A 20,032-nucleotide genomic window follows, 5' to 3' on the forward strand; every position below is an offset into this window, starting at 1 on the left:
ATGAGTATCGACGCCGAAATGAAGGCCGCTCTGGTCACGTTCACAATAGAGAGTCTGGAACTGTTGCAAGACATGGAAGACGGGCTCCTGAGTCTGGAAGACGGGGAAGACCCGACGGAACGGATCAATTCGATTTTCCGCGCCGCCCATACCATCAAGGGTTCGTCCGGTTTATTCGGCCTAGACCACATCGTCAAATTCACCCACGTGGTCGAAAGCATTCTGGATGCCGTACGCGAAGGTAAACTCGACGTCAGCTCCGATCTGGTGGCGGTATTGTTACCTTGTTGCGACCACATCGCACTATTGATTCGGGCTGTGGTTGACGGTGATGTCGACGAGAACCCCGATATGACCGCGGCCGGAGATGTGCTGTTGGCCGAACTGCGGCCGTTTCTGGACGGCAACAAAGCGGGCCAGGTGGCAACAGTGGCCCCGGCTCAGGAGCGGGTGGAAACCAGCGGCGGCGGTGAAGTCGAGACCGGCAATTGGCATATCTCGCTCCGGTTCGGCGAAGATTCTCTGCGCAACGGCATGGATCCGTTGTCTTTTATTCGTTATATGACGACGTTGGGAAGCATCGTTAACTTGACCACGATTACCAGCCGGATACCCGCTGTAGAAGAAATGGATCCGGAAACCAATTATCTGGGCTTCGAAATCGACGTGAAAAGCGATGCCGGTAAAGAAGCTCTGGAAAACGTATTCGAATTCGTCAGGGCCGACAGTATCATCCACATTTTGCCCTTGGAAAGCGCGATAGCCGATTACATCGAACTGATCCGTTCCTTGCCGGAAGACGATGTTTTCCTCGGCGAATTACTGGTGAAAAGCGGCGTGCTGACCAAACGCGAATTGGAAGACGGCCTGAGTAAACAGAAAAACGATTCCGAAACCAGTCATCAGGCGCAACCGATCGGAGAAATCCTGGTCGAGCAGCAAGTCGTGCAGCAGCCCTTGGTCACGGCGGCCCTGGAAAAGCAAAAACAGATCAAAGACAACAAAGCCCGCGAAAGCCAAAGCATTCGCGTCGATGCCGAACGTCTGGATAAATTGATCGACTTGATCGGCGAATTAGTGATTTCCAGCGCCGGCGTTAATCTGCGCGCCTTGCAAACCGCGCAATCGGCGTTGTTGGAAGCTACCGGCGAAATGATGCGGCTGGTAGAAGAAGTTCGCGACAGCGCGTTGCAATTGCGCATGGTGCCGATTGGGACCACATTCAGCCGTTTCCAACGGGTGGTTCGCGACGTTAGTAAAGAATTGGGTAAAGACATCAATTTGGTGATTACCGGCGGCGAAACCGAAGTCGACAAATCCGTGGTCGAAAAAATTGGCGATCCGCTGATGCACTTGGTGCGCAATGCAATGGATCACGGCATCGAATCGGCCGAAGTTCGTCATCAAAAAGGTAAACCCAGCCAGGGCACGCTACGGCTGAATGCCTATCACGAATCCGGAACTATTGCGATCGAAGTCAGCGACGATGGTGGCGGCTTGAATCGCGAGCGTATTCTGGCCAAAGCCGTCGAAAAAGGCATGGTCTCGGCCGATGCCAAGTTATCCGATCAAGAAGTCTACGCCTTGATCTTCGAACCTGGTTTCTCCACAGCCGCGCAAATTTCCAACCTGTCCGGCCGCGGCGTCGGTATGGACGTGGTGAAACGCAACGTGACCGATTTGCGCGGCAGTATCGAGGTCGACAGCGCTATCGGCGTCGGTACTACCATGCGTATCCGCTTGCCTTTAACGTTAGCGATTATCGACGGCTTTTTGGTCGGTGTGGGCAAGTCCTCGTTCGTAGTGCCGCTGGATCGGGTCGTAGAATGCGTGGAATTGACTAACGACACCGGCCACAACGACTACATGGATTTACGCGGCGAGGTATTGCCGTTCATCCGTTTGCGCAGCCTGTTCGGCATCAACGAGCAACCCCCGCGGCGGGCGAATGTGGTGGTGGTCGATGTTGCCGGGGCCAAGACCGGCTTGGTCGTAGACCGCTTGCTTGGCGAGTTTCAAACCGTGATTAAGCCGCTTGGAAAGCTGTTTGCTCATGTTCAGGGCTTGGGCGGTTCGACCATCCTCGGTAGCGGCGAAGTTGCGTTAATCCTCGATGTACCGGTTTTAGTGGGTTCGTTTGAACAGAAAATGCAGCGTCACGCCCTGTCCTTGTCGGCATGATGCTGTACCGATCATTCTCTTTGCGAATTGGGAATTAAGCCATGAGAAATAATCAACCTGTTACTAATATCGAATTAAATTTCGACGAAGACGAGATACTAAGTTCTACAACCGATTTAGAAGGGCATATCACCAGTGCCAGCCCGGCATTCGTTAAGTTGAGTGGATTTAGCGAACAAGAACTGATGGGCCAGCCCCACAACATTGTGCGCCATCCGGACATGCCCGAAGAAGCCTATGAATGGATGTGGCGCGACATCCAGGCCGGGAAAACCTGGCGAGGGCTAGTAAAGAACCGCTCCAAGCACGGGGATTTCTACTGGGTTGAGGCCAACGTCTCGCCGGTCTATAACGGCGGCAAAATCGTTGGTTATCGCTCTCTACGCTATAAACCCCGCCGTCAGGATATCGACGAGGCCGCAAAGCTATATGCCGGAATTAAATCCGGTCACATAAAAAATCCATTTCAACCAAAAACACTGAACACCATGCTGAGCAAGATCAAACTTTGGCAAAAATTTCTTGTGCTGATTGTACTGGCTACCATTATGTCTGCTGTACCAACCTACCTGTTGGTGGAGCGCAGTCTCAATGAAAAAGATGTCGCATTAAAGGAAAAAAAGGGCATCGATTACACAACTGCAACCATTAAGTTGATGCAACTTGCGATGGATCATCGCGGTATAAATGGGATGGTGATTGCAGGCAACGGTCAGGAGATATCTCGGAGAAACGCCAAACGTCAGGAAATTAATGAGCATCTCGCAAATATCACTGCGCTGGATAGCCGACTGTCGGATTTTGGATTGACCCAGTCGTGGCAAGCCTTGCAGGAAAAATGGCGCGATTTAGAGGCCGCGTCCAACACATTCGATACGCAGGCCAATTTTGGTAAACACGCCGAATTTATTAAACAGGTGCACGCTTTTACCCGTAGCGTGGCTGATGCGTCCGGATTGGCGCTGGACCCGGAACATAATACCTATTACGCGCAATTGTTGTCGGTTGATCTAATTCCGGATCTATGTGAGCAATTTGGTCTGATCAGAGGCCTAGGCGCTTCCATGCTGCAACGGAGAACATTTACGCCTGAGGAAGCTGCTTCTTTGCGCGAAATCATGGACTCTACCGAAGAGACCTTCGAGATAGTCAAAGAGAGTTCAGCCAAAATCGGCAATATGGATGACGCTTTCCGTTCAACACTCAAAAAAGCCAAGGACGAGGCCGAAAATGCCATTTCATTGGTCAAAAAGGGGATTCTGCAGACTAACAAAGTCGATATGTCTGCTGCCGATTACTTCAACACTATGACTGGCGTCGTACAACACAATTTCGACTTGTCCGCCAAATTTGGCGAACTGTTGCGTACTGGCTTGGACGACCGCATAGAAAGGGTGGACCGAAGCGTCAATAATGCACTAATCATAGCGTCCCTGTTGCTATTAGTTTTTCTTGCCGTGAGCTGGTCTATCGTAATGGGTGTGTTGCGGCCGGTAAGGTCAATGATCGATGCCGTGTCTATGTTGGGGCGCGGCGAGATGCCGCCCCGGGACGATAACAATTACGGCTTGGAATTCAATCAGCTTAACGAGGGTATTAAAGCCGCTGTGTTCTCGGTGCAGTCCTTGATTGCCGACGCCAGCATGCTGTCGCAAGCGGCGGTGGAAGGCAAATTGTCGACCCGAGCCGATGCCGGCAAACACCAAGGCGACTACCGTAAAATCGTCCAAGGCGTAAACAACACCCTGGACGCCGTGATCGGCCCGCTCAACGTCGCCGCCGACTACGTCGACAAAATCTCGCGCGGCGCCATCCCGGCCAAAATCACGGACAGCTACAACGGCGACTTCAACGTCATCAAAAACAACCTCAACACCTGTATTGATGCGGTGAACGCCCTGGTGGCGGACGCCAACCTGCTGGCGCAAGCGGCAGTGGAAGGCAAACTGTCGACCCGAGCCGACGCCAGCAAACACCAAGGCGACTTCCGCAAAGTGGTGGAAGGCGTCAACCATACCCTGGACGCCGTGATCGGCCCGCTCAACGTCGCCGCCGACTACGTCGACAACATCGCCAAAGGCGCCATCCCGGCCAAAATCAGCGACCACTACAACGGCGACTTCAACACCATCAAAAACAACCTGAACAACTGCATCGACGCCATCAGCAACATGGTGGCGGAAGCCGCCGCCCTGGAAAAAGCCGCGATCGAAGGCCGCCTGGCCACCCGTGCCGACGCCAGCCAATACCAAGGCGACTACCGTAAAATCGTCCAAGGCGTAAACAACACCCTGGATGCCGTGATCGGCCCGCTCAACGTCGCCGCCGACTACGTCGACAAAATCTCGCGCGGCGCCATCCCGGCCAAAATCACGGACAGCTACAACGGCGACTTCAACGTCATCAAAAACAACCTCAACACCTGTATTGATGCGGTGAACGCCCTGGTGGCGGACGCCAACCTGCTGGCGCAAGCGGCAGTGGAAGGCAAACTGTCGACCCGGGCCGACGCCAGCAAACACCAAGGCGACTTCCGCAAAGTGGTGGAAGGCGTCAACCACACCCTGGACGCCGTGATCGGCCCGCTCAACGTTGCTGCCGACTACGTCGACAACATCTCCAAAGGCGCCATCCCGGCCAAAATCAGCGACCACTACAACGGCGACTTCAACACCATCAAAAACAACCTGAACAACTGCATCGACGCCATCAGCAACATGGTGGCGGAAGCCGCCGCCCTGGAAAAAGCCGCGATCGAAGGCCGCCTGGCCACCCGTGCCGACGCCAGCCAATACCAAGGCGACTACCGTAAAATCGTCCAAGGCGTAAACAACACCCTGGATGCCGTGATCGGCCCGCTCAACGTGGCGGCGGACTACGTCGACAAAATCTCGCGCGGCGCCATCCCGGCCAAAATCACGGACAGCTACAACGGCGACTTCAACGTCATCAAAAACAACCTCAACACCTGTATTGATGCGGTGAACGCATTGGTAGCCGACGCCAACCTGCTGGCGCAAGCGGCAGTGGAAGGCAAACTGTCGACCCGGGCCGACGCCAGCAAACACCAAGGCGACTTCCGCAAAGTGGTGGAAGGCGTCAACCACACCCTGGACGCCGTGATCGGCCCGCTCAACGTTGCTGCCGACTACGTCGACAACATCGCCAAAGGCGCCATCCCGGCCAAAATCAGCGACCACTACAACGGCGACTTCAACACCATCAAAAACAACCTGAACAACTGCATCGACGCCATCAGCAACATGGTGGCGGAAGCCGCCGCCCTGGAAAAAGCCGCGATCGAAGGCCGCCTGGCCACCCGTGCCGACGCCAGCCAATACCAAGGCGACTACCGTAAAATCGTCCAAGGCGTAAACAACACCCTGGATGCCGTGATCGGCCCGCTCAACGTGGCGGCGGACTACGTCGACAAAATCTCGCGCGGCGCTATCCCGGCCAAAATCACGGACAGCTACAACGGCGACTTCAACGTCATCAAAAACAACCTCAACACCTGTATTGATGCGGTGAACGCCCTGGTGGCGGACGCCAACCTGCTGGCGCAAGCGGCAGTGGAAGGCAAACTGTCGACCCGGGCCGACGCCAGCAAACACCAAGGCGACTTCCGCAAAGTGGTGGAAGGCGTCAACCACACCCTGGACGCCGTGATCGGCCCGCTCAACGTTGCTGCCGACTACGTCGACAACATCGCCAAAGGCGCCATCCCGGCCAAAATCAGCGACCACTACAACGGCGACTTCAACACCATCAAAAACAACCTGAACAACTGCATCGACGCCATCAGCAACATGGTGGCGGAAGCCGCCGCCCTGGAAAAAGCCGCGATCGAAGGCCGCCTGGCCACCCGTGCCGACGCCAGCCAATACCAAGGCGACTACCGTAAAATCGTCCAAGGCGTGAACAACACCCTGGATGCCGTGATCGGCCCGCTCAACGTGGCGGCGGACTACGTCGACAAAATCTCGCGCGGCGCCATCCCGGCCAAAATCACGGACAGCTACAACGGCGACTTCAACGTCATCAAAAACAACCTCAACACCTGTATTGATGCGGTGAACGCCCTGGTGGCGGACGCCAACCTACTGGCGCAAGCGGCAGTGGAAGGCAAACTGTCGACCCGAGCCGACGCCAGCAAACACCAAGGCGACTTCCGCAAAATCGTCCAAGGGGTCAACGAAACCCTGGACGGCGTGATCCTGCCGCTGAACGAAGCGGTCGAAGTGCTGAGCTTGGTCGAACAAGGCGACCTGACCCGGACCGTCAACGGCGACTACAAAGGCCAATTGAGCGACTTCAAGGATACCGTCAACAACACCATCGCCAACCTGTCGAAAACCATCGGCGACGTCATCATCGCCGCCGACCAACTGACCAATGCCGCCGAGCAAATCAGCTCCACCTCGCAATCGTTGTCGCAAGCAGCCAGCGAACAAGCGGCCAGCGTCGAAGAGACCAGCGCCAGCATCGAAGAAATGGCCGCCAGCATCAACCAGAACGCCGAGAACGCCAAAGTTACCGACGGCATGGCCGGCAAAGCCTCCAAAGAAGCGGTGGAAGGCGGTGGCGCGGTCAAGCAAACCGTAGACGCGATGAAAGAAATCGCCGCCAAAATCGGCATCATCGACGACATCGCCTACCAAACCAACATGCTGGCGTTAAACGCCGCCATCGAAGCGGCGCGGGCCGGCGACCACGGCAAAGGCTTTGCCGTGGTGGCGGCGGAAGTGCGCAAACTGGCCGAACGCAGCCAAGTGGCGGCGCAGGAAATCGGCGAATTGGCGGACAGCAGCGTGAAAACGGCGGAAACCGCCGGCAAATTGCTCGACGAAATCGTACCGAGCATTGCCAAAACCTCGGACCTGGTGCAAGAGATCGCAGCGGCCTCGCAAGAACAATCGGCGGGAGTCAGCCAAGTCAACAACGCCATGAACCAAATGAACCAGATCACCCAGCAAAACGCGTCGGCGAGCGAACAATTGGCGGCGACGGCGGAAGAAATGACCGGGCAGTCGGAACAACTGCAAACGCTGATGGCCTTCTTCAAAATCGGCCACGGCAACAGCAGCGGGTCGCGCAGCAGCGCGAAAGCCTCGCGGCGGGTGGCAAAGGTCAAGCCGGTCTCGAGCCCTGCGTCCCACGACGAAGGCGAAGCCGAATTCGACCTCAGCCAGTTCGAACGTTTCTAGGAGGCAAGCGAAAGAATAACTGCGACAAACGCCAAACCAAAACAGAAATAAAAGCTTTGTAGTGGCTGGCGCAAGGAACGTTGTTTGGGCCGCGGCGGGAATGCTGCGCCGATTCAGGAACGCGGATGGAATCAAAGATTATTGTTTTTTAACGAGGATTCATCATGACAGTCACACAGCGTTTGTTGATATTAATCGGTTCGGCCGTATTGGGTCTGGCCGGATTGGCGGGCTTTAATTATGTCCAGATCGACAGAGTTTATACCGCGACAAATTTCAATACCGTCAACACCTTGCCTAGCGTATTGCTGCTGAACGATATCGTCGGCGAAATATCCGGTGTTCGCGCCCACGTTTGGCAGCATCTGACAGAGACCGACGATTCGGCGATGCAGAGCGTCGAACGAGAAATCGAAACCAGACGCCGAAATATCGATAAGTTGCTGAAAGATTATGAGCCAATGCTGGCGGACGACGAAGACAAGCGTTTGCTTCAGGACGATATAGCCCGGCTGGCCGAGTACGACAAACTGACCGCCAAAGTGCGCGACTTGTCGAGACAGAATAAAAACGCCGAAGCTCGCGATTTAATGATGGCGAACCAAGCGACAGTCGACACAATGCTGAGCGCATTCAAAAGCCATAGCGAATATAACCAGCGCTTGGGGAAAAATTCGTCGGACGAGGCTATCTCGATCAAATCATCTGCTGTTCTGGTTTCTACAATCATTGCGGTATTGGCTATTGCGGTGATGGGCTTGCTCGGACTATTCATCGCGCGCAGTCTGATGAGGCAATTGGGCGGCGAACCTGATTTCGTGGCGGATCTGGCTTACAAGATCTCGCAAGGCGACTTGAGTACCATGATTAGCTTGAAAGCCGGCGATCAAACCAGCGTCATGGCCAACATGAAAAGCCTGAGCGACAACATTAAAGCTTTGCTGGATGAAATGGAGCACATGGCCGCCGAACACGAAAAAGGCGATATCGATGTTGTCGTGAATACTTCTAAATTCCATGGCAGTTTTAAAACCGTGGCGAAAGGCGTTAATGATATGGTCAATGCGCATATCGCCGTTAAAAAGATGGCCGTTGGCGTATTCAAAGAGTTTGGTGAAGGTAATTTTGACGCCCCGATGGAAAAATTACCGGGTAAAAAGGCCTTTATCAACGAGACGGTCGAGTTGGTACGCGGTAATCTGAAAGCCGTTGTTGCCGACGCCAACCTGCTGGCGCAAGCGGCAGTGGAAGGCAAACTGTCGACCCGCGCCGACGCCAGCAAACACCAAGGTGATTTCAAAAAATTAGTTCAGGGCGTCAACGATACCCTGGACGCCGTGATCGGCCCGCTCAACGTTGCTGCCGACTACGTCGACAACATCTCCAAAGGTGCCATCCCGGCCAAAATCAGCGACCACTACAACGGCGACTTCAACACCATCAAAAACAACCTGAACAACTGCATCGACGCCATCAGCAACATGGTGGCGGAAGCCGCCGCCCTGGAAAAAGCCGCGATCGAAGGCCGCCTTGCCACCCGTGCCGACGCCAGCCAATACCAAGGCGACTACCGTAAAATCGTCCAAGGCGTAAACAACACCCTGGACGCCGTGATCGGCCCGCTCAACGTCGCCGCCGACTACGTCGACAAAATCTCGCGCGGCGCCATCCCGGCCAAAATCACGGACAGCTACAACGGCGACTTCAACGTCATCAAAAACAACCTCAACACCTGTATTGATGCGGTGAACGCCCTGGTGGCGGACGCCAACCTGCTGGCGCAAGCGGCGGTGGAAGGCAAACTGTCGACCCGAGCCGACGCCAGCAAACACCAAGGCGACTTCCGCAAAGTGGTGGAAGGCGTCAACCACACCCTGGACGCCGTGATCGGCCCGCTCAACGTTGCTGCCGACTACGTCGACAACATCTCCAAAGGCGCCATCCCGGCCAAAATCAGCGACCACTACAACGGCGACTTCAACACCATCAAAAACAACCTGAACAACTGCATCGACGCCATCAGCAACATGGTGGCGGAAGCCGCCGCCCTGGAAAAAGCCGCGATCGAAGGCCGCCTGGCCACCCGTGCCGACGCCAGCCAATACCAAGGCGACTACCGTAAAATCGTCCAAGGCGTAAACAACACCCTGGATGCCGTGATCGGCCCGCTCAACGTGGCGGCGGACTACGTCGACAAAATCTCGCGCGGCGCCATCCCGGCCAAAATCACGGACAGCTACAACGGCGACTTCAACGTCATCAAAAACAACCTCAACACCTGTATTGATGCGGTGAACGCCCTGGTGGCGGACGCCAACCTGCTGGCGCAAGCGGCAGTGGAAGGCAAACTGTCGACCCGAGCCGACGCCAGCAAACACCAAGGCGACTTCCGCAAAGTGGTGGAAGGCGTCAACCACACCCTGGACGCCGTGATCGGCCCGCTCAACGTTGCTGCCGACTACGTCGACAACATCGCCAAAGGCGCCATCCCGGCCAAAATCAGCGACCACTACAACGGCGACTTCAACACCATCAAAAACAACCTGAACAACTGCATCGACGCCATCAGCAACATGGTGGCGGAAGCCGCCGCCCTGGAAAAAGCCGCGATCGAAGGCCGCCTGGCCACCCGTGCCGACGCCAGCCAATACCAAGGCGACTACCGTAAAATCGTCCAAGGCGTAAACAACACCCTGGATGCCGTGATCGGCCCGCTCAACGTGGCGGCGGACTACGTCGACAAAATCTCGCGCGGCGCTATCCCGGCCAAAATCACGGACAGCTACAACGGCGACTTCAACGTCATCAAAAACAACCTCAACACCTGTATTGATGCGGTGAACGCCCTGGTGGCGGACGCCAACCTGCTGGCGCAAGCGGCAGTGGAAGGCAAACTGTCGACCCGGGCCGACGCCAGCAAACACCAAGGCGACTTCCGCAAAGTGGTGGAAGGCGTCAACCACACCCTGGACGCCGTGATCGGCCCGCTCAACGTTGCTGCCGACTACGTCGACAACATCGCCAAAGGCGCCATCCCGGCCAAAATCAGCGACCACTACAACGGCGACTTCAACACCATCAAAAACAACCTGAACAACTGCATCGACGCCATCAGCAACATGGTGGCGGAAGCCGCCGCCCTGGAAAAAGCCGCGATCGAAGGCCGCCTGGCCACCCGTGCCGACGCCAGCCAATACCAAGGCGACTACCGTAAAATCGTCCAAGGCGTGAACAACACCCTGGATGCCGTGATCGGCCCGCTCAACGTGGCGGCGGACTACGTCGACAAAATCTCGCGCGGCGCCATCCCGGCCAAAATCACGGACAGCTACAACGGCGACTTCAACGTCATCAAAAACAACCTCAACACCTGCATTGATGCGGTGAACGCCCTGGTGGCGGACGCCAACCTACTGGCGCAAGCGGCAGTGGAAGGCAAACTGTCGACCCGAGCCGACGCCAGCAAACACCAAGGCGACTTCCGCAAAATCGTCCAAGGGGTCAACGAAACCCTGGACGGCGTGATCCTGCCGCTGAACGAAGCGGTCGAAGTGCTGAGCTTGGTCGAACAAGGCGACCTGACCCGGACCGTCAACGGCGACTACAAAGGCCAATTGAGCGACTTCAAGGATACCGTCAACAACACCATCGCCAACCTGTCGAAAACCATCGGCGACGTCATCATCGCCGCCGACCAACTGACCAATGCCGCCGAGCAAATCAGCTCCACCTCGCAATCGTTGTCGCAAGCAGCCAGCGAACAAGCGGCCAGCGTCGAAGAGACCAGCGCCAGCATCGAAGAAATGGCCGCCAGCATCAACCAGAACGCCGAGAACGCCAAAGTTACCGACGGCATGGCCGGCAAAGCCTCCAAAGAAGCGGTGGAAGGCGGTGGCGCGGTCAAGCAAACCGTAGACGCGATGAAAGAAATCGCCGCCAAAATCGGCATCATCGACGACATCGCCTACCAAACCAACATGCTGGCGTTAAACGCCGCCATCGAAGCGGCGCGGGCCGGCGACCACGGCAAAGGCTTTGCCGTGGTGGCGGCGGAAGTGCGCAAACTGGCCGAACGCAGCCAAGTGGCGGCGCAGGAAATCGGCGAATTGGCGGACAGCAGCGTGAAAACGGCGGAAACCGCCGGCAAATTGCTCGACGAAATCGTACCGAGCATTGCCAAAACCTCGGACCTGGTGCAAGAGATCGCAGCGGCCTCGCAAGAACAATCGGCGGGAGTCAGCCAAGTCAACAACGCCATGAACCAAATGAACCAGATCACCCAGCAAAACGCGTCGGCGAGCGAACAATTGGCGGCGACGGCGGAAGAAATGACCGGGCAGTCGGAACAACTGCAAACGCTGATGGCCTTCTTCAAAATCGGCCACGGCAACAGCAGCGGGTCGCGCAGCAGCGCGAAAGCCTCGCGGCGGGTGGCAAAGGTCAAGCCGGTCTCGAGCCCTGCGTCCCACGACGAAGGCGAAGCCGAATTCGACCTCAGCCAGTTCGAACGTTTCTAGGGGGTCGGCATGGGTGCAATCGCGACAACATCAAGCCAACTGCCGGTGGCAGTAGAGTCCGTAGCTACTGCAGGCCAGTATTTGACATTTGTCCTTGGCGGCGAGGTTTATGCGCTGGGGATTTTGAATATCAAGGAAATTATCGATTACGGCCAACTGACCGAAGTACCGATGATGCCGTCTTTTGTGCGCGGCGTGATCAATCTGCGCGGTAGCGTGGTGCCGGTAATCGACTTGTTGGCCCGATTCGGCAAAGGTGCAACTCAAATTGCCAAGCGTACCGGTATTGTGATCGTCGAGACGGCAACGAGCGACCAGGAAGACGAGCATAGCCAGGATATCGGCATCATCGTCGACGCGGTCAACGAGGTGGTGGATATCGGTAATCAGGATATCGAGCCACCGCCAAGTTTCGGCGCCGGTATCCGGCCGGATTTCATTAACGGCATGGCAAAGTGCGATAGCAGTTTCGTAATTTTGTTGAACGTTAACAAAGTGCTATCGGTGGATGAAATGGCCGCGCTGGGGCAGACGGTTTCCGGGTTTGCTCAGGAAGGAATAGCCGATTAGGGAGGACGCAATGGCGGCCATTAGTCATCAATCCGGGTCGGCTCCTGTCTTGCAACAACATGAGTTTGTCTGGATCAAGGATTTTTTATACAAGCGCGCGGGAATCGTGCTCAACGACAATAAGCAGGCGATGGTGGTTGGGCGTTTGGAAAAACGCCTACGCCATCATGGCTTGACCAGCTATACCGAATATTTTCGTTTGTTCGGCCGGCCAGGATTCGAAAACGAAACCACGATGGCGATCGATTTGTTGACCACGAACGAAACATATTTTTTTCGTGAGCCCAAACATTTCGAATATTTGACTCAGCATATTCTGCCGAATCATTCGCCTAGTAGGACGTTCAGAGTCTGGAGTGCGGCCAGCTCGAGCGGTGAGGAAGCTTACACCTTGGCGATGTTGTTGGCCGATCATGCCCGGCTAGGGCCATGGGAAATCGTCGGGACCGACATTTCCAACCGGATTTTGGAGAAGGCGAGGCGGGGTTTGTACCCGACTCACGGTTCGGAAAAGATTCCGCCATCGTTGCTTAAAAAATATTGTTTGAAAGGTACCGGCGAGTTCGACGGATATTTTTTGATCGATCCGGCTTTGCGCAAGCATGTCAAATTTATCTATGCCAATTTGATTGGAAACTTGCCCAAGATGGAGATGTTCGACGTGATTTTTCTACGTAATGTCATGATTTACTTCGATATGGAAACCAAACAACGTTTGCTTGAGCGAATTACTAAATATTTGTTGCCGGGTGGTTACTTTTACGTCAGCCACTCCGAATCGTTGAACGGTATGAAAACCGATTTGCAGATAGTGACGCCATCCATCTACCGCAAGCCGGTAGAAGCTTGATTTTAGGAGAGGCATGAGCAAGCCGGAATTTTTTCTGGAGATTTTTTTACAACCGGGGGAGCTGTATTTCGGCGACAGGGAGACCAGAATTCGCACGGTTTTGGGTTCTTGCGTTGCAATCACATTGTGGCACCCCGCATTGCATATCGGCGGCATGTGCCATTTTATGTTGCCGGGAAGCCGGCGCCAGCAACGGTCCAACGAGTTGGACGGGCGTTACGCAGATGAAGCGGTATTGATGTTTATGCATGAGTTGCGGAAGTCCAAAACTTCGCCAAAGGATTACGAAGTAAAAGTGTTCGGCGGAGGGGACCAGTTCCCCGGACAAGCCAAGCCTAACCGGCTCAGCGTTTCCGATAACAATGTGATAGCCGCTAGGGAATTGCTGGCACATCATGGCTTTAAGATCAAAGCGGAGCACTTGGGCGGAACCGGTCACCGCAATGTGATTTTCGATTTGTGGAGCGGCCATGTCTGGATGAAGCACGTTTCGAAAGGGGCTTGAGCGAGTGAGAATATGAGCGAGAAGAAAATCAGAGTGCTGATCGTCGACGATTCAGCGGTCGTGCGCCAAGTGTTGACGCAAATTCTAAGTAAGTCGGCCGATATCGATGTCATCGGTTCGGTATCCGACCCGATTTTTGCGATGGCAAAAATGAATCAGGACTGGCCTGATGTGGTTGTGCTGGATGTGGAAATGCCGCGAATGGACGGTATTACCTTCCTGAAGAAGATTATGTCGGTTAGGCCGACGCCGGTGGTAATTTGCTCGACGTTGACTGAAAAAGGTGCCGAGACGACGATGCAAGCGCTGTCTGCAGGCGCTACCGGTATCGTGACCAAACCGAAAGCCGGTTTAAAGTCGTTTTTGGAGGACGACTGCGGCGATATCGTTCACGCCGTGAAAGCCGCGGCAATGACCGATATGCGGCGCATGAAAGCGATGACGATGGCCTCTCACGCGAAGCCGGTGAAAACCATGGACTCGGCCGCAACCGGAACGGGAGGCGTCGGGCATGCTTCGGCGATGGCTGCCACTACCGACCGGCTGGTTGCAATCGGCACGTCGACCGGCGGAACCCAGGCTTTGGAAGTGGTTTTGACTCAGTTGTCCCGGATCGCGCCGGGAATTGTGATCGTACAGCATATGCCGGAGAAGTTTACCGGCGCCTTTGCCGCCCGACTTAACAGTATTTGCGAAATTGAAGTCAAAGAAGCCGTCAGCGGCGACCGGGTAATACCGGGGCGGGCCTTGATTGCACCGGGCGGCAAACATATGTCGATATTGCGTAGTGGTGCCCAATACGTGGTCGAAGTCCAGGACGGGCCGTTGGTCAATCGGCATCGGCCGTCGGTGGATGTGTTGTTTCGTTCGGTAGCAAAATGGGCCGGTAAAAATGCGTTTGGAATCATTATGACCGGTATGGGGGACGACGGCGCGCGCGGTTTGAAAGAAATGCACTCGGCCGGAGCCCGCACAGCAGGCCAGGATGAAAAAACCTGCGTGGTCTACGGCATGCCCAGAGAAGCGGTGAAGTTGGGCGCTGTGCAGCAAGAAGTGCCGTTGCAAGCGATTGCCGGCCTGATCGAGCAATACGGCAAGTAAATCCGTTAAAAAATACAAATTTCGTTTCCGTCTCGGTCATAATTGCCGTTTTATTGCCGGGACCGTAAGCATGCGTTATTTACACACTATGGTGAGGGTGCGAGACCTTGCCGAATCGCTGGATTTTTATTGCAATAAGCTGGGTTTGACGGAAATTCGGCGGCTGGATAACGAGTCAGGCCGGTTTACTTTAGTGTATTTGGCTGCGCCGTTAGATCGGGAACGCGGCGCCGCGAACGGTGCTCCACTGTTGGAATTGACCTATAACTGGGATGCTGAGGATTACACCGGTGGCCGCAATTTCGGCCATCTGGCATTCGAAGTCGACGACATCTACGCAAGCTGCCAAAAGCTGGCGGATCAAGGTGTCACCATCAACCGCCCGCCGCGGGATGGCTTTATGGCCTTCATTCGTTCGCCGGACCAGATTTCCATCGAGTTGCTGCAAAAAGGCGCCGCGTTGCCCCCGCAAGAGCCCTGGGTCTCTATGGCGAATACCGGGGTTTGGTAAGGCATACACCTTTGCTACCCTTAGGTCTGTACATTCATTTTCCGTGGTGCATCCGCAAATGCCCTTATTGCGACTTCAATTCCCACGCCGTCAAACAACCAATCCCTGAACAGCTTTACGTCGATGCCTTGCTGGCCGACTTGCAAGCGGATTTGAATTTGCTGGCAATGCCGCGCGAAATCGCAAGTATTTTTATGGGGGGAGGTACCCCCAGCTTGTTTTCGCCGGACGCGCTCAACCGTTTGTTCGCCGGGATAAGACAACTGGCAGGGCTGACCGCCGATTGCGAGATCACGCTCGAAGCCAATCCGGGAACCTTCGAGAGCGCCAAATTTGCCGAATTCCGCGCTTTGGGCATCAACCGCTTATCTGTGGGCATCCAAACTTTTTCTGACCATCACTTGCAAGTTCTGGGAAGGGTGCACTCCTCCGCGGAAGCCATGGCGGCATCGGAGATTGCGATTCAGGCAGGGTTCGACAATTTCAATCTGGATCTGATGTTCGGTTTGCCGGAACAAAGTCCCGACCAGATGCTGGCTGATGTGCAAACCGCGATCAATCTGGCGCCGACGCATATTTCGTTTTATCAGTTGACGTTGGAACCCAATACCTACTTCCACAAATTTCCGCCGCAATTGCCGGACGGCGACGAGATATTCGCCGCGCAGAAGCGTTGCCAGAGCTTATTAGCAGATCACGGTTTTCAACAGTACGAAGTTTCGGCTTACGCCCAGGTTGGACGGCAATCCCGCCACAATAAAAACTATTGGCAATTCGGCGATTATTTGGGGATTGGCGCCGGCGCCCACGGCAAAATCAGTCGCCGTTTGCCGGACGATATCGTGCGTACTGTCAAGCCAAGGAGTCCGGAGCAGTATTTGCGCCGCGATTGGACGGCAATCGCGGAGCCGATAGCGGTTGGCCAATTGCCACTGGAGTTCTTGATGAATCAATTGCGCTTGAAAGCCGGTTTCGATTTGGCGCACTTTCGAGCAGCCACCGGATTAACGGCAGTCAGCTTACAGCCTGGATTGTCGCTATGTCTGCAGCAAGGCCTTTTGAGTCGACAAGAAAACCACTACGCCTGTACCGAGCGAGGCTGGGATCTGTTGGATTTGGTCCTAGAAAAATTTATCGATTAAAGGGGTGCGGTTATAATTGGTAGCCCGGATCTTTTGTTACTAGTATCCCGTTCGGGCTGAGCAGTTCTAAGCCCAAGGCGGTTCTAACTTGACATGCTCAGCCCGAACGGAATTCAAGGCCCGGGCAACAATGCCACTAACTCGCAATATTCCTACCATGCTCGATTACCAGAAACAGTTTATTCAGTACGCTTTGGCGTGCGGTGTACTGAAATTCGGCGAATTTCAATTAAAGTCGGGGCGGATCAGCCCTTATTTTTTTAATACCGGTTTATTCAATACCGGCGCCCAACTCGATAAGTTGGGCCAATTTTACGCGCAAACCTTGATTAACGCCGGGGTCGAAGTCGATGTGCTGTACGGCCCGGCGTATAAGGGCATCCCGTTGGTCAGCACGACGTCGATCGCTTATTCCCGGTTAAAAGCGGACATTCCGTTTGCCTTTAACCGCAAAGAAGCCAAAGACCATGGCGAGGGCGGCACCCTGGTCGGTGCACCACTGCAAGGCAAGGTCTGGATTCTGGATGACGTGATTACCGCCGGGACTTCAGTACGGGAATCGGTAGACATTATTCGTGCGGCCGGCGCCACCGTGGCCGGCGTGGTTATCGCGTTGGACCGCCAAGAAAAAGGCCAGAACGAGTTGTCGGCAGCGCAGGAAGTCTCGGCTCAATTCGATATTCCGGTGCTGGCAATTATCGGTTTGGCGGACATCATCGAGTTTATTAATCAAGAGCCGGCATTTGCCGGGAAATTGCCGGTGATTCGCGCTTACCGCCAGCAATACGGAATTTGAGCCGCGACGCGAGCTACCGGCGAAATGCTTGTGGATTATTGGTCTACACTTAGCCGTTATTATTAGCCCTTACATCGAGTACAGTCAGCACAAAGGCGAGCAATGAGAACTCTGGAATTTAAAGAACAGTTGCACGAATACACGCATTGGCGTGAACAACTGATTCAAGGCATCGAGATGTATCGCGACTGGCGCAATCGGTATCGGTTTAACGACCCGCAAAGCACCGATACGTTGCTGAATATTTTGCAGGGCTTGCATAACGACCGTGTGACGCTGGCGTTCGTCGCCGAGTTTTCCCGCGGCAAAACCGAATTGATCAACTCACTATTCTTCGCCGAAACCGGCGTACGCCTGCTGCCGTCCTCGCCGGGGCGCACGACGATGTCGCCCACCGAATTGTTTTGGGACGAGAAAGGCGGCAGTTACATCCGGTTGTTGAATATTGAAAGCCGTTTGGAAGACATTTCGCTGATGGACTACAAGCGTAACCCGGATCGGTGGACCCAAATCGATTTGAATTGCGACTCGCCAACCCAGATGCAGGAAGCCTTCCGCGAGTTGATTGCGACCAAAAAAGTGTCCAAGGATATGGCCGACAAACTCGGGCTCTGGAACGAACGCGAAGCCGCCGAACAGGGCATCATCAACCCGGAAGCCGTGGAAGTCCCGTGCTGGCGTCACGCGATGATCAGCTTTCCGCATCCCTTGCTGAAGGAGGGATTGTGTATTCTGGATACCCCAGGCCTTAACGCATTGGGTACCGAGCCGGAGTTGACCCTGAGCATGTTGCCCAGCGCCCAGGCCATCGTTTTCGTGTTGGCGGCCGATACCGGTGTGACCAAAAGCGATTTGGAAATGTGGAAGAGCCACGTTTGCAGTTCCCGCGGTAACCGTCGCCAGGGCTTAGCGGTGGTGATGAATAAAATCGATTCGATGTGGGACGACTTGGCCGGAGAAACCGGTTACGAAGCCGCGATCCAGAAGCAGATCGAAACGTCGGCGACAATTCTAAACCTGGAAAAAGACGTGATTTTCCCGGTGTCCGCCAAGCAGGCATTGCTGGCAAAAGTCAAAGGCGACGAAGCCTTGTTGGAAAAAAGCCGGCTGCGGCAATTGGAGAACTACCTTTCCGAAGACATTTTGAATCAGCGTCGCGATATCCTGAAAGGCGTTGTGGACAAAGAGATCGGTTTCTTGATCAGCGAATCGGTCAAGCTGATGGATGCCAAGATCAATCACGCCCAGAAGCAGTTGGAAGAATTCAAGCAGGTCGATTTCGAAAATCAGGAGTTGACCGGCAAGTTGATGGCGGAAACCCGCGATCGGCAAAACACTTATATGGCGAATATCGAGAACTTTCAGGCCAGTCGCAAAGTGTTTGCCGTTCAGGCGAAAATGCTGATCGATTCGTTCGCAAAAGAGAAAATTGACGAGATCATTCGCCGTACCAAAGAGGATATGAGCAAAAGCCTGACTACCTACGGCATGAAACAGAACATGCGCAAGTTGTTCGACGAGTTGCGCGACTTATTGCAGGATTCGGTGGATTTAACCGAGGAGACTCGGCGCCTGATCAAGGCAATTCACAAGAAATTCCAGGACGAATACGGTTTCAAGGAAATCGAGCCGCAGCTGTTTTCGATCAAACAGCATCAATTTGAATTGGAGCAGATTTTCGAGGAAGGCGAGGCGTTTCGCAATAGCGCCCGAACGACGATGACTGAGCAGAGCGTCGTGGTAAACAAGCTTTACAGCACGCTGATCGCCAAAGCCCGCAACATATTGCAGCAGGCGCAACGCGACGCCGTAACCTGGAGCAACAGCGTATTGTCGCCGTTGATGCACCAGATCAAAGACCACAAAAAGCAGATCGAAAGTCGGTTGATCATGCTGCGCAAAATTAACGAATCCAAAGGCGGTTTGGCGGAAAGTATCGCCCAATTGGAAGCCGAGTTGGGGCCGTTACAAACCCAGTATCAGGAATTGCTGGACATCATGAAATCGGTGCATTTGGCACCGCCCTCCGACTAGCTGTTTCGGCAGCGACTCGGCTATTGCGTCAGTTCAGTAAATCGTAAAAACGTTGCCAGTCGAACAATGGGCCGGGGTCGGCCTTGCGTAGCGGGGCAATGTCGCTGTGGCCGGCAATTCTTTGCGCCGATAAGCCAGGGTAGGTTGCCAGTAAGGTTTTGACTGCTTTGGCTAATTGTATGTACTGCGCGTCGGTGTAAGGTTGGGTTACCGAACCTTCCAGCTCGATACCGATAGAGAAATCGTTACACCGTTCGCGGCCTTGATAATTCGAAACTCCGGCATGCCAGGCGCGGCGGTTGAAGGGTACATATTGCCGGATGCTGCCGTCGCGACGGATCAGCAAGTGAGCGGACACCTGCAGTTGGTAAATTGCCTGGAAATAAGGATCGCTGTCGGGGTCAAGCTGGTTGCAGAACAATTGATCGATATAGGGGCCGCCGAATTGTTCCGGCGGCAAGCTGATGCAATGAATGACCAGTAGCGAGATGTCTTGCGCATCAGGCCTGTCGTCGCAGTTCGGCGATGGGACTTGGTGGGCTTGGTCCAGGTAATGGTCTTGAATTTTCATCGATCTCGCTCAGGCAATCGCGGCATTGTACAGCGCCAGGCCGAACC

12 protein-coding genes are annotated in these 20,032 nt (G+C 54.8%); 11 read left to right on the forward strand and 1 reads right to left on the reverse strand.

Going from position 1 to position 20,032, the window contains the following annotated elements; all coding sequences use genetic code 11:
• The 11 genes from ACH518_RS05725 to ACH518_RS05775 all read left to right on the forward strand — a co-directional run bounded on the left by ACH518_RS05725 (window position 1) and on the right by ACH518_RS05775 (window position 19,414).
• Complete coding sequence (locus ACH518_RS05725) at window positions 1-2,181, forward strand: chemotaxis protein CheA (RefSeq protein ID WP_140913952.1); 2,181 nt, start codon at window positions 1-3, stop codon at window positions 2,179-2,181.
• A gap of 41 nt (window positions 2,182-2,222) precedes the next feature.
• Window positions 2,223-7,388, forward strand: coding sequence for a methyl-accepting chemotaxis protein (locus tag ACH518_RS05730; RefSeq protein WP_445372203.1), 5,166 nt, complete (start codon window positions 2,223-2,225; stop codon window positions 7,386-7,388).
• A 164-nt stretch (window positions 7,389-7,552) separates the two neighbouring features.
• Window positions 7,553-11,905, forward strand: coding sequence for a methyl-accepting chemotaxis protein (locus ACH518_RS05735; protein WP_445372204.1), 4,353 nt, complete (start codon window positions 7,553-7,555; stop codon window positions 11,903-11,905).
• A gap of 81 nt (window positions 11,906-11,986) precedes the next feature.
• Window positions 11,987-12,475 carry a chemotaxis protein CheW gene (locus tag ACH518_RS05740; protein ID WP_445372205.1) on the forward strand — a complete coding sequence of 163 codons (489 nt, stop codon included), beginning with the start codon at window positions 11,987-11,989 and terminating at the stop codon, window positions 12,473-12,475.
• A gap of 10 nt (window positions 12,476-12,485) precedes the next feature.
• Window positions 12,486-13,325 (forward strand): CheR family methyltransferase, encoded by an 840-nt coding sequence (locus ACH518_RS05745; RefSeq protein ID WP_140914130.1) that lies wholly within the window; start codon window positions 12,486-12,488, stop codon window positions 13,323-13,325.
• Window positions 13,326-13,338: 13 nt separating this feature from the next.
• Window positions 13,339-13,830, forward strand: a complete 492-nt coding sequence (locus tag ACH518_RS05750) for a chemotaxis protein CheD (protein WP_186289678.1) — start codon at window positions 13,339-13,341, stop codon at window positions 13,828-13,830.
• Window positions 13,831-13,842: 12 nt separating this feature from the next.
• Window positions 13,843-14,931, forward strand: a complete 1,089-nt coding sequence (locus tag ACH518_RS05755; protein ID WP_278209831.1) for a protein-glutamate methylesterase/protein-glutamine glutaminase — start codon at window positions 13,843-13,845, stop codon at window positions 14,929-14,931.
• 70 nt (window positions 14,932-15,001) lie between these two features.
• On the forward strand, window positions 15,002-15,442 hold the full coding sequence (locus tag ACH518_RS05760) for a VOC family protein (protein ID WP_445372206.1): 441 nt from the start codon (window positions 15,002-15,004) through the stop codon (window positions 15,440-15,442).
• 11 nt (window positions 15,443-15,453) lie between these two features.
• A complete protein-coding gene (gene hemW, locus ACH518_RS05765; protein WP_445372207.1) occupies window positions 15,454-16,584 on the forward strand; it encodes a radical SAM family heme chaperone HemW in 1,131 nt (376 codons plus the stop codon).
• A gap of 157 nt (window positions 16,585-16,741) precedes the next feature.
• Window positions 16,742-17,380, forward strand: coding sequence for an orotate phosphoribosyltransferase (pyrE, locus tag ACH518_RS05770; protein ID WP_445372971.1), 639 nt, complete (start codon window positions 16,742-16,744; stop codon window positions 17,378-17,380).
• Between the two features lie 102 nt (window positions 17,381-17,482).
• Window positions 17,483-19,414 carry a dynamin family protein gene (locus ACH518_RS05775; protein ID WP_140914127.1) on the forward strand — a complete coding sequence of 644 codons (1,932 nt, stop codon included), beginning with the start codon at window positions 17,483-17,485 and terminating at the stop codon, window positions 19,412-19,414.
• 28 nt (window positions 19,415-19,442) lie between these two features.
• On the opposite strand, the gene ampD is transcribed toward ACH518_RS05775, so the two are convergent.
• A complete protein-coding gene (ampD, locus tag ACH518_RS05780; RefSeq protein ID WP_140914126.1) occupies window positions 19,443-19,985 on the reverse strand; it encodes a 1,6-anhydro-N-acetylmuramyl-L-alanine amidase AmpD in 543 nt (180 codons plus the stop codon).
• Window positions 19,986-20,032: the final 47 nt, after the last annotated feature.

This window comes from Methylomonas sp. HW2-6 (assembly GCF_052474525.1).